At 33.8% G+C, this 12,869-nt stretch carries 12 protein-coding genes; all 12 read right to left on the minus strand.

The annotated features are described in order from the left end of the window. Positions 1-5 precede the first annotated feature (5 nt). Positions 6-1,109 carry a glycosyltransferase WbsX family protein gene (locus GH741_RS00910; protein WP_153734892.1) on the minus strand — a complete coding sequence of 368 codons (1,104 nt, stop codon included), beginning with the start codon at positions 1,107-1,109 and terminating at the stop codon, positions 6-8. A gap of 28 nt (positions 1,110-1,137) precedes the next feature. Further along, the gene (locus GH741_RS00915; RefSeq protein WP_153734893.1) at positions 1,138-2,358 is read right to left on the minus strand and encodes an O-antigen ligase family protein; all 1,221 of its coding nucleotides are present in this window, start codon (positions 2,356-2,358) and stop codon (positions 1,138-1,140) included. Positions 2,359-2,426: 68 nt separating this feature from the next. Further along, entirely contained in the window at positions 2,427-3,443 is a 1,017-nt protein-coding gene (locus GH741_RS00920) for a glycosyltransferase (RefSeq protein ID WP_153734894.1), read from the minus strand. A gap of 433 nt (positions 3,444-3,876) precedes the next feature. Continuing rightward, positions 3,877-5,004: a non-hydrolyzing UDP-N-acetylglucosamine 2-epimerase gene (gene wecB, locus GH741_RS00925; RefSeq protein WP_338079187.1), complete on the minus strand. Its 1,128-nt coding sequence runs from the start codon at positions 5,002-5,004 to the stop codon at positions 3,877-3,879. Between the two features lie 19 nt (positions 5,005-5,023). Then, entirely contained in the window at positions 5,024-5,893 is an 870-nt protein-coding gene (locus tag GH741_RS00930; protein WP_240795362.1) for an SDR family oxidoreductase, read from the minus strand. Next, positions 5,872-6,900 carry a polysaccharide biosynthesis protein gene (locus tag GH741_RS00935; RefSeq protein ID WP_153734896.1) on the minus strand — a complete coding sequence of 343 codons (1,029 nt, stop codon included), beginning with the start codon at positions 6,898-6,900 and terminating at the stop codon, positions 5,872-5,874. Before GH741_RS00935 ends, GH741_RS00930 begins: the two co-directional genes overlap by 22 nt. Positions 6,901-6,924: 24 nt before the next feature. Beyond that, a complete protein-coding gene (locus GH741_RS00940; RefSeq protein ID WP_153734897.1) occupies positions 6,925-8,142 on the minus strand; it encodes a glycosyltransferase family 4 protein in 1,218 nt (405 codons plus the stop codon). Beyond that, positions 8,139-9,020, minus strand: coding sequence for an NAD-dependent epimerase/dehydratase family protein (locus GH741_RS00945; RefSeq protein ID WP_153734898.1), 882 nt, complete (start codon positions 9,018-9,020; stop codon positions 8,139-8,141). The genes GH741_RS00940 and GH741_RS00945 overlap by 4 nt, the downstream gene beginning before the upstream one ends. After that, positions 9,017-9,640, minus strand: a complete 624-nt coding sequence (locus GH741_RS00950; protein ID WP_153734899.1) for a sugar transferase — start codon at positions 9,638-9,640, stop codon at positions 9,017-9,019. Before GH741_RS00950 ends, GH741_RS00945 begins: the two co-directional genes overlap by 4 nt. Positions 9,641-10,457: 817 nt before the next feature. After that, on the minus strand, positions 10,458-10,553 hold the full coding sequence (locus GH741_RS22385) for a prepilin-type N-terminal cleavage/methylation domain-containing protein (protein ID WP_153734900.1): 96 nt from the start codon (positions 10,551-10,553) through the stop codon (positions 10,458-10,460). A gap of 103 nt (positions 10,554-10,656) precedes the next feature. Beyond that, entirely contained in the window at positions 10,657-10,812 is a 156-nt protein-coding gene (locus GH741_RS21730; protein ID WP_153734901.1) for a hypothetical protein, read from the minus strand. 191 nt (positions 10,813-11,003) lie between these two features. Beyond that, positions 11,004-12,833 carry a polysaccharide biosynthesis protein gene (locus tag GH741_RS00965; RefSeq protein WP_153734902.1) on the minus strand — a complete coding sequence of 610 codons (1,830 nt, stop codon included), beginning with the start codon at positions 12,831-12,833 and terminating at the stop codon, positions 11,004-11,006. Between the last annotated feature and the right edge of the window lie 36 nt (positions 12,834-12,869).

Here is a 12,869-nt window from a genome sequence, read left to right on the forward strand (position 1 = left end):
TTCTCTTATTCCCTCACTTCATTTTCCCCAACGGCTTTTTTAACTGCTTCCAAATTTTTATATCTATTGTTCTTATCAGGTTCAAGGTAGCAACCTTCGCCCCATTCGTTCCAAGCATTTAAATATACAAAATTCAAATCGTCATCATCTAAAGTACTTTTAATCTTTATTAAAGTTTCGTAAAGCAGATCCGGAGAAGTATTCTTATATACTAACCCCTTATAAGATCTTCTTGGAGTGTTGTCCCACATTACATAGGCGCCTTTGAAAACAGGTTTTGTTGTGTTTTCAATTCTTTTTAACATCATTTGGTTTATCTTCTTTGCATCTATGATCCGCTCAAGTAATTTAACTTTTAATATTCTGTTTGTTTCTTGCCGCAATAGAACATTAATATTATATTTTAGTTTTTGTAACATGTTTAATTTGTGCTTTAAGGTATAGCCAGGCTCAAAATTATAGTAAGCATCAATCAGATTTTCTCTTTTTTCAAGCTCACCATTGTTATTAGCGGAGACAATGTATATACCGTCAAACCCATTTTCTACTGCTAATTCATTCCAAAAATCTAGCATTTCTTCTAGTTTATTAATATCACTGCTTCTATAAATATTTAACATTGGTTTATTATTTACTTTGATATACCTCTTATCTTTAAAGAATTTTAGTAAGTATATAAAGTGTTCTTTCCAATCAGATCTATTTCCATATTCTTGTTTCATTAACACTTCTTTTTCAAGACCATACCATGTTCTTGTCCAAGACTCATTAGCCCAGCAGATGCAATAATTGATATCTATTTGAGGATTGTTTAAAAGAATTTCTAAGGGTTTTTGTAATAATTGCTTTCCTTTAAACCAATAATGGTATACACAAAAACCATATATATTATATCTTTTTGCGAGTTCCGCTTGCCACTTCCAAGTATCGGCACTTTCATCTGATAAGTCATAATAGTTTTCATTTAATGGAACTTTAGGCTGTTCATGCCCGCGAAATAATGGGAAAGCATTCTTTGTAGCTGTCCATTCAGTATAACCTTCTCCCCACCATTCATTGTTTTCTTCAATTTCATGATATTGAGGTAAATACATACATAATATTTTCATTAAAATCCTCCTATAGTTCTTAGGTGTTTCATTTACTATTTCTTAAATCGGCTAGACCTTTATTGTCTTGCTTAGAAATACATCGTCCTATAGAGTACCAAAAGATAGGTGCCAAGAGCTGAAATACCAAGACATTAGAACCAGTTGCTTGAAACAACAATAGTAGAATTATACCTAGCTCAATAATCTTAGACCGTGCTTCAAACAAGCCTCTTAGGATAGCTATAGTAACAATTGCTAAAAAAATTCCTACCCCAATAATTCCAATTTCTACATACATTCTCACTATCGATCCATCATGAACAGCGGGAAATCCATATGCACCTGCAGTATGACTCACAGCACCCAGCCCTAATCCTATTAAGTGATTTGTTACTAATCCTAATCCTAATTCCCATTGATCCGATCTACTACTTACTGCTGTAGAAAACATTTCTATTCTAGTAACTAACATTTCGAATTGGAGTGGAAATAACCACCACCCTAAAATAAGAGTACCAATAACAATCAATAACTCATATATAAAATGAGTTGCTTTTAAACGTCTCCATTTCACATATAGAAAAAAATGTAAAATAATTATTATTATAAATGAACCTAGCAAAGCAGACCTTCGGAGACCAAGAATAAGTGCGATCATACTTACTATAAGGTATAACCAGTATAACCACTTTTCTTTACTACCCTTTTGTGCTAGTCCCATGAAACTATAAAAAAACAACATTGTAGCAAAACTTGAAGCTATCGTAGCTCCGTAAATGCTATATAGGCTGCTTCTTATCCATGAAGGTTGATTATTACTTGAGTAACCTATTTCAACTAGGTAATTACCATACCACATAGGGGCCCAAATATAAAAAATAATTCCTACTATTAAACTAAGGCAAATCGCTTTAAAAAAATTCGGTAAGAAAGAGGCAGACTTGTCTACTTTTCCATAAAAGTAAAAGCAAATTGGTAATATCCCATAGGTTATTTCTACTACATATGCTTGAATTGGTATTTTACCTATTGGATACCAAAGCAGAGAAATTATTGAGAAAAAAACATATGCAAGTATCAATAAATCAAAATATCTTTGAATTATTATGCCTTTTCGAAACAAATCAATCACAAGAATCATCATATAAGTAGTCGCTAGAATACCTACTGGAATATTTGTATAGAATACAGCCAGTAAATACCCTAACAGAACAACAAAATAATATACGTTCCACACTTCATCACTAGCTATCTTTCTAAATTTCATTTATTACTTTCTCCTCTGAATTAAAAAATATGATTAGCCTTAATTATATTATCCAAGGTAATGAAAACTTAAGAATTATATAATTCTTGTTTTTGGGATATAAGATGCTTTTTCATTAACCTCTCCAATGCTTTGGGATCATCATACGGGAAATAGTCTACTTTCTCATAACCATTGAGAACCTCTTTAGAAAAGCTAGTGTGAGACGCTATTATTGGCGTTTTATGCATCTTTGCTTCAAGCATAGGCAAACCAAAAGTTTCTATGTAAGATGGAAAAATCAAAATAGATTTGGAGTAATAATCATAAACTTCATTAATACTCAATGAACCGATAAACTTAATTGGTAGCGAATTATTGTATATAATTTTTTGGAGTTCTTGAATGTGTTTATTCTCGTCTCCTTTTAATGTGAAAATAACCTCACACTTATCTAAAAAAACATTTGATAAATTTCTTATCGCTTCAACCACTACTTTATGATTTTTATATTCCAATCCACTTGAAGGGTAAAAGAAAATAACTTTCTCATTATCTTGCTTACTATAAAATTTTTTAACTTTCACATTAAATTCTGGCTGCTTTAGTATAAATTTTTCTTTCTCAACATTTGCATTTCTTATTGCAGCATTCATAATCCATTTAGTCTGAACAATTACTTTATCAGCTTTCCTTATCGATTTATATATCATCTTATTGACTACATTTTGATAAACCCAAAATTTAAAATTTTCGGTGATACCATACTGTTTCTCAACAAATGGTAATGGTTGATGTAGATATAATGTTTGCTTTACTTGAACTTTAGGTACAAGAACATTTTGTAAAGATAACACTTCATTAACCTCATACTTATTCACTAGTTTATGTGCTACAAATTTATCAAAATACAGTCTATGAAACCAACTCTTTTTTATCCAGGGATAGTTTAAAACTCTAACATTTTTTTGCTCTTTTAATTTTGGATTACTGACAACAAAAATCCACTCTATTTTAGTATTATTTAATGCAGCATCATAATATTGATTTAATATAGTTAATGCTCCCCCACTTTCAGCCGGAACATCAAACACCATTATTCTCATAAAATTAGTTCCTCCAATTACTCTGTTTGGACTAATACTTTATCAGCTTTTTCTGTTGAACAAAATATCATTTCACCTGTTAAATCCGAAGTCTTGGGTTTTCATAAATACTGTACCTTATCTGAATAAACGGTAATGGTTGATATAAGTACAAAGTCTGCTTAACTATTACTTTATTAATAAAGAGATAGTACTTCACCCGCATTAGCTCTACAACTATTTTATGGGATATTACCATTTCAAAGTAAAATCTGTGAAACAAGCTCTTTTTTACCCAAGGGTTGATTTTAACTTTTACATTTTTAGTTTCCTTTAGAATAGGAGTGCTAACCATAAAAAACATTTATTATTTCAATTTTAAATTGCCTTTTTGGGTATTCTTTACTGTATTCAATGCACCAGCTTTTCAGCTGGAACATTAAAGACAATTTATTCATAGTTTCCTCCACACCATTTTATTAACAATTCCAGTATAGCTTTGAATTAGCTTTACTATTTTTAAACTTACATTTTCATCTGTATAATTTGGAACATTAACACCAAAATCACCATTAGCCTTCATTTTTACAGCTATATCAACTGATTGCAATACTTGCTCAGTAGTAATACTACCTATAATCATGTTACCTTTATCAAAAACTTCAGGTCTTTCAGTACTAGTCCTTACTGATACAGCTGGAAATTTAAAGTAAGATGCTTCTTCTGCCACAGTTCCACTATCTGAAACTACACAGAATGCGTTTAGTTGCAAGTTATTATAATCACAGAAACCGAATGGCTGCATACTTTTCACATTTTTATGAAACTTAAACCCACGCTGTTCTATAATCTTTTTACTTCGTGGATGAGTACTATAAATCACTGGCATGTCATATGTTTCTGCCATAGCATTTACCGCATTCATTAATTCCATAAAATTTTGCTCGTTATCAATATTCTCTTCACGGTGTGCAGATAACAGAATATATTTCCCAATTTCTAACTCGAGACATTCTAGAACCTTACTACTTTTAATCCTTTCTGAGTTAACCTTAAAAATTTCTGCCATAGGCGATCCCACTACATAGGTTCTTTCTTTAGGCACACCTTCAGCATTCAAATATCGTCTTGCATGCTCTGTATAACAAAGGTTAACATCACTAGTATGATCGACAATTCTTCTATTAATTTCCTCAGGCAAATTTTCATCAAAACACCTGTTACCTGCTTCCATATGAAAGATTGGAATTTTTAATCTTTTAGCAGATATAACACTTAAACATGAGTTTGTATCACCCAGAACTAAAATTGCATCTGGTTTTTTTTCAACCATTAATTCATAAGACTTTGCAAGAACATTCCCCATAGTTTGTCCTAAGTTATCTCCTACAACCCCTAGATAATGATCTGGTTCCCTTAATCCCAATTCCTCAAAAAACACTTGATTAAGGTTATAATCATAATTTTGTCCTGTGTGCACCAATATATGTTCAAAATATTTATCGCATTTTTTTATCGTTTCTGATAGTTTAATAATTTCTGGGCGTGTACCCACAATTGTCATAACTTTTAACTTTTGCACCATTTTGCCCATCCTTTATCTAATAATAATGTTTATAAAGTTCTCTATGATCCTCAATCCAATATTTCATCTCTATAACCATTTGTTCATAACTAGGAACCACAAAAGAAAAATCATTTCTATTATTAATAAGCGATTTATCAACTTTTATTTTGTTACTAGGTAAAATATGAATAGATTTATTCTTCATGTGTTTGTTAAAAAGTTGAAGCAAGTCATATTTACTGATGCTTTTGTTATTTACTAGGTTATATAAACCTGTTAAGTTTTCTTTTAATGCCTTTTCCATGGCTTTTGCTAATGTCAGAGTAGTTACTCCAGTCCAAATAGCTTTTGTAAAGCCATCGATTTTCCCATCCTGCCTCATAAACCAATTAAAAAGACCTATCCCATTTTGATTTATATCCGGACCAATAATTGAGTTTCTAAAAGTTAAATCTTTACCATTTTCTAATTCACCTAAAGTTTTTGATCTGTCGTAGAAAGTTTCCCCATCCCTTAATGAATTCTCATTATAATTTCCAGCCTTACCTGAGAAAACACAATCTGTACTCATATGGATAATTCTTGTTTTAGATTCTCTAGTTATATAACTAAGATAATGAGGTAAATAGCTGTTTAAAAATACTGCTTGATGTTTATTTTCCTCTGCATATTGATTCAGTATTCCTATACAATTTATAACAGCATCATATTTACCTTTTTTTACAGTTTCAGTTACTAAAGGTATGTCGGATACATCAGCAATAATATTATCGGTGTATGGAAAAGTCCTCCTAGTTAAAGCTGTTACTTCATGTCCTTGCTCTTTCAGATATATAGCTATCACATGACCAGCCATACCGGTAGCACCTAGTATTAAAAACCTCATGCAAACACCTTCATCCATTTATCAAGCTCTTCTTTTATATAATCAAGTTTCATTAATTTCTCTTTAATTTGCTCGATATTCAGACGGTGCGTATTATGAGAATTATATTCTTGTTCAATAGAAAGTTTTTCATTTCCTTGTTCAAAGTATTTTTCATAGTTTAGATCACGTATATCCGCCGGTACTCTAAAGAATCCAACCATATCCTCTGCTACTACATACTCTTCTCTTGTTAAAAGAGTCTCATACAGCTTTTCTCCATGACGAGTACCAATAACTTTTATTTCATTATCTGCCTCAAAAAGTTCTTTTAAAGCTATAGCTAAATCTCCTATTAGACAAGCCGGTGCTTTCTGAACCATGATATCTCCAGCTATAGCATTCTGGAATGCAAATACGACCAATTCAACTGCTTCTTCAAGACTCATTAGATATCTAGTCATATTTGGGTCGGTAACCGTTAATGGCTGACCATTTTTAATTTGTTCAATAAATAAGGGAATTACTGAACCACGTGATGCCATTACATTACCATATCTCGTTCCACATATAAGCGTCCTATCTGGATCCACAGTTTTGGATTTAGCAACAAATACTTTTTCCATCATCGCCTTTGATATACCCATTGCATTAATTGGATAAGCAGCTTTATCTGTTGATAGGCAAATCACCTTTTTTACTCCAAAATCTATAGCTGCAGTCAATACATTATCTGTTCCCAATATATTTGTTTTTACAGCTTCAAGAGGGAAGAATTCACATGAAGGCACTTGTTTAAGTGCTGCTGCATGAAATACATAATCAACCCCGTGCATTGCATTTTTCACACCTGCCAAATCTCTTACGTCCCCTATATAGAACTTTAACTTGTCATTATTATATAATTTACGCATGTCATCTTGCTTTTTTTCATCTCTTGAAAATATACGTATTTCTTTTATATCACTATCTAAGAACCTTTCCATAACAGCATTACCGAAAGAACCGGTCCCGCCTGTTATCAATAAAGTTTTGTTTTCAAACATATCTATTAGCTCCAATCTATAAAGTTAGTTTATACTAAACCATTCGTCCATTCTTTCCAATAACTTATTTTTATCAAAGTTCCTTTTATAGTAATCAAGTGCACTATCCGACATACTTTGTAAATCATCGGAAGACATAACAACAAATTCTTGAATATTATCTGCAAGTGTCTTGGCATCTCCGGCATCACTGCAAATACCAGCATTTGCTTCATTTATAACCTGCTGTATTTCTCCATCAGCTGAAACTAATACAGGGATCCCACATGCTAGACATGATTGTGTTTTGGCGGGTAAAGTTATTGAAAAAACCTTGCTTTTTGAAAGGCTTATTAATGTAGCGTCACATACTGCCATGAACTCAGGGATTCTAGTAGCAGGCTGCTTGTCCACGAAATTAAACATTTCAGAAACATCATATTTTTTCACTAGATTAATTAACTCATTTTTATAACGTCCATCACCAACTATATTAAAACGAACTTTCTTACTATTTTGTTTTAATATATGAGCTGCTTCGGGTAGGATATTTAATCCTTGTGCTACTCCAATATTGCCTGCGAAAATAATGTTAAAACTGTCATCTTGAGGAATCTCTGGAAGTATTACCGTTTCTTTGTCAACAGGGGTATAAAAATCCTCTGCATATTGAGGCCAAAATTCTAATTTACTAAGATTCACACCACGCTGATTTATGACATCGATGAAACTTCTAGAAGAAGTAAAAATTCTATCACAACGGCTATATATATAGTCAACCATTACTCCAATTGCATTTAAAATATGTTTATTTTTGATACCTGCTACAATTTCTACATTTTCAGGCCACAAGTCAGTAACGTACAAATAACATGGTATCCGTCTCTTTTGTGCATACCAAACTCCTGGTAATGCTTGTGTCATTGGGGATACTTCATATATGAAAACATAATCTGCTTTAATTCTTGTAAATAAGTTCCAGAAGAAACCAGACACTACAAAGGATAAATAATTTAACGCAAGCATAATTGAATTATTTCCTCTTGGTATGAGTGGTATCCTAATTATCTCAATGCCGTTATATGTTTCTTTTCTTTTCTTAAATAGTCCATGCCCATCATAGTATTTACCTTGTGGGTAATTTGGAATACCAGTTATAACCGTTACTTTGTATCCCCTTTTCACCCATTCAATACAAATATTATTAATACGAAATTGTTCAGGGTAGAAATACTGTGCAATAACTAAAATATGTTTTTTCAATTTTCTTTCCACCCTTCCTCTTTATTCTCCGTCAATTCAATTGTTTTCCGAAAATTCCTTATTTGGTAATTTACTTTATATTCGCTCATACTTTTCTCATATACTAAATTACCAAACACTTTATCAATAATTCCTAACCTCAATCCCACGATTTTTAATATAGGATTAAAAACTTTTGTCAATGTAATCTTCTTTCCATAAACATCAGCAATCAATCTAACCATTTCACTTGTTCTAACATACTCGGTATTTTGCGGAAAGAACATTCCACTCTCTTCATTATCAATTATAAGTTTTAGAAACTCGCAAAGATTATCAATGTGAAGCATACTTCTTTGATTTTCTATATCTGGAAAAACAGGTAACTTTCGAGCCGCTTTTGCAAGCTTAGGATAATTCCCTTTAGATCCTTTACCGTAAATCATTGGGGGGCGAATAATAGCAATTTTAAAATTATCATTTTCTAGAGGGTTGATCCCCTCTTCAGCCTTCAATTTGCTATTTCCATAGAAATTACTCGGTGTAGGCACAGTATTTTTATTGATGACCTTCTTACTGCTACTACTCTCCCCATATACAATAATACTACTCATAAAAATAAACTGCTTAACACCCTCTGCTTTGGCTTTTTCAGCAGTCTTTATTGTAAGATCCCGGTTAACTTTATAGTACATTTCTTCCATTTTAGGATTTGATGATACGTGTGCTATCCCAGCCATATGAAGTACAACATCATATCCTGTGAAATCTTTTTCTTTCCAATTGTTATTTCTCAAACTAATGGATTCCACAGAATATTTATCAGGGTAATTCCCAAGCCACTTCACCATGTTCTTTCCTACATAGCTGTTTACACCTGTTATCAATATTTTTTTCATTTAGAAATGCTCTCCTTGCTACTCGTAACTTCCTTATTAGTTCCACCTTCGACAACACCGTCACTTTTAACAACACTAACGATGGTACCAAAAAAGCACTTTACATCCATTCCGAGGCTAATCTTTTCAACATACTCTCCATCTAACTTAGCCTTAACTTCAATGGGAAGTTCATCCCTACCATTAATCTGAGCCCACCCAGTCAGCCCTGGTGGAACATCATTGGCACCAAATTTATCCCGTTCATCGATCAAATCATATTGATTCCATAGTGCTGGCCTCGGCCCAATAATACTCATCTGCCCAACAAAGATATTCCATATCTGCGGTAGTTCATCAAGAGATGTTTTTCTTAAAAATTTACCCATTTTAGTAATGTATTGTTCTGGGTTCTCTAATAAATGAGTTGGAGTATCCTTAGGTGTATCTATGCGCATAGTACGAAACTTTAATATATTGAAATGTGTTCTGTTTATTCCAACACGCTTTTGTTTAAACAGAACCGGACCTCTTGAGTCAATCTTAATAGCAATAATTAAAACTAAATAAATCGGTGATAAAACTATAAGTCCAATTAATGAAAGAATGATATCTATCAGTCTTTTAATTTTCATATTCATGTCTTTAACACTCCTTGAAAAGTTATTTAGTAAGTTAGGACTTAATTGGAAACCTCATCTTCCAACCAACTTCTAAACCACTAAAATTTGTTATCCACTTCTGATAGTCACCTCGCATTTTATATTCAATATGCGAAACAGATGAAAAAATCAACATGTAGTGTGTTTGTCGTTAAGATATGGTTTTCAATACTATATACTGCACTTGGTTATCTTATTATGATACTCACCTCGTAATATCTATTCAATCTAACAAACAAATACAAAATAGATAATCTTGCGTTTGTCACCATAAACCGAGTTTCTTCCTAATTAAATAACCACTCAATCAATCTATAAATCTCACAAAAAACGCCTCAAACCCTTATACGGCAAGGTTTCTAGCGTTCAATCTAACCATGATAGTCAGTTCCCCCACGTCATTCAATCTCAACATTAGATTCCATAGAACAATAATGGGAACTGATGTATTAACAACAGACATTGACTCTCCCAATTTAATGAAATCTTCTAGCTATAAAAAAGGCACATCACCATCATCGTTCTCTTCTTCATCTTGTGGCTTATCACCTCTTGGATGAATGCTACACTGAACTTCTCCGTCAAATATAAGAAAGAACTGCTTTATCAGAGTGCATATTCCCACCCACTTTTTTCACATACTGATCGAAGATCAATGTTGAATGATCTAATTCTTCAGTTATTAAATAAGTTTCATACATCCTTCCCACAAGTTCACTGTTAGAATAACACGCTTCCTTCTCACTATTATCAAGGATTTTCCCTATAGACGGAACAGCTATCGTAACAATAATACCTAGATAGCGATAACAGCCAGTAACTCTAGTAAAGTAAAACCCTGATTATTAGACTTGATTCTTTCATTGAAAATCTGACACCTATAATTAGACATATATGATAGCTCCTATTCATGTAAGGTCACCATCTCTACCTGCCAATAATCATAGAAGATTCAAAAATAAAATAAAAATTAAAACAGGGCATTCAACCCAACCTCACGCCGCTCCACTGACAACAAATGTGTCTAAGGTAAACGAAAGTTTACCCACAGAACAACCGAGTGCCTCCATTGGTAGTGGTAAGGAGACATCACCAAAATACTCTTGCGTAAATACAAGTCGTAAGACTTGCCAATTATATAAATTAAGCACAATCGTTTAAGTCGCCAGACTTAAACTTGAACCCACTCATCTAACTCAAGAAAAGCCTAAACAACAACCCATTCAAACCTTTCCTCAACCAATGAATGACATCCAGATAATCAGGAAAGCCGCAAGGCTTCCCCATTCTGTTTTTCACATTTCACCAAGCTCCGCAAGGATCCAAGGAAACGAGCTTATTCTCAAGACCCCTTCGCCACCAATTCCTGCTCCGCATAAACAATCCCCATCAGCGCATCCTTCAACTCAACAGCACCATAGCCATTAAATCGTTCAATCAATTCTAGTAGCCTATCAGAATCAACCTCTACAGTTCGACCAACATAGATTTTCTCATAAACCTCGCCAGGTAGAACCTCTTTTTCATTCAGAAGTTCCTCAAACATCTTTTCACCAGGTCTAATTCCTGCAAACTCAATTGAAATCTCATCTTCTGTATAGCCTGACAGTTTGATAAGGTTACGCGCTAAATCTACTATCTTAACCGGCTCACCCATATCAAGGACAAATATTTCTCCACCCTTAGCAAGTGTTCCTGCTTGAATCACGAGTCGAGAAGCTTCAGGAATTGTCATGAAGTAACGAGTCATATCAGGGTGTGTAACTGTAACTGGTCCACCCTTTTCAATTTGCTTTTTAAACAACGGAATTACACTACCACGGCTTCCGAGCACATTACCGAATCTTACGGCAACTATTTTCGTTTTGCTGCGTTGTGCTAGGTCTTGAATAACCATTTCTGCAATCCGTTTTGTCGCCCCCATGACATTTGTTGGGTTAACTGCTTTATCGGTTGATACAAGTACAAAGGTTTTTACTCCATATGTATCGGCAGCTTCGGCAACATTTTTCGTACCTATTACATTGTTTTTAACCGCTTCATGTGGGTTATACTCCATCAGTGGTACGTGTTTATGTGCCGCTGCATGATAGACAATCGTAGGTTTATGCTCTTCTACTATGTTAAACACCCGCATGCGGTCCTGTACATCCCCAATTACTGGAACAATCTCAATCGCTGTTTTTCCGTACTTATCACGGAGTTCCATGTCAATCATATAGATACTATATTCGCCATGGCCAACAAGGATAATTTTACTAGGCGAAAACCTCATTAGTTGACGGCATATTTCTGAACCAATCGATCCACCAGCACCAGTTACCATCACTGTATTACCTGTAACGTACTCTGATATCGTAGTAATATCAAGTTCAACAGTGTCACGCCCAAGTACGTCCTCGACTTCGACATTTTTCAGTGTGTTAACTGAGACTTTACCTGACATAATATCTTCAATTTTCGGAAGCATCTGTACTTTGGCGTTTGTTTCATTACATTTTGACACTACTGCAGTTAACTCACCATTTTGAAGTGACGGGATAGCAATAACGATATGTTCGATTGTTAGCTCTTTAACTAACCGAGGAATATCCTTAACACTGCCTGCAACTGGTAAGTTGTATAATTGCATTTTTTGTTTAGATAGATCATCATCTACAAAAGCAATCGGTAATAAATCCGCATTTTTTTGTTCATTTTTAAGTTGACGTGCAATCATTGCTCCAGCAGCACCTGCTCCGACGATCAGTGTTCGTTTTTGGTTTAAATCGCTCGCAATGTAGCGATCCCGAAAGATCCGCCACATAAACCTCGATCCACCTATCAAGATAATGTGGAGCATCCAGGTAACAAGCAAGGCTCTACGGTAAATCGAAAAATCATTGTATAAGAACTGAACGAATCCTGCTGCCAGTACAGAAAAGGTGATTGCTTTTACAATCGCTACCAGTTCCCCAACACTTGCGTATGCCCAAACCTTATTGTATAGCTTATAAAGAATAGCAAATAGATGATGAAAGAATAAAAGTGCAATAGCGCTAACTATAATAACATCTACTTGTAGTAATGCAGCGGTACTTGGATAAGCAACCCATAAGGCTATGAAGATTGCCGAACTAACGATTAGGGAATCAAGAATAACAAGTAATGTGAGCCTCTTTTGATACGTCATCTAATGGACTCCTTTCTTGGATTTTCATCTTTTCTT

The organism is Aquibacillus halophilus (genome assembly GCF_009649745.1).
Classification (GTDB): Bacteria; Bacillota; Bacilli; order Bacillales; family Amphibacillaceae; genus Aquibacillus; species Aquibacillus halophilus.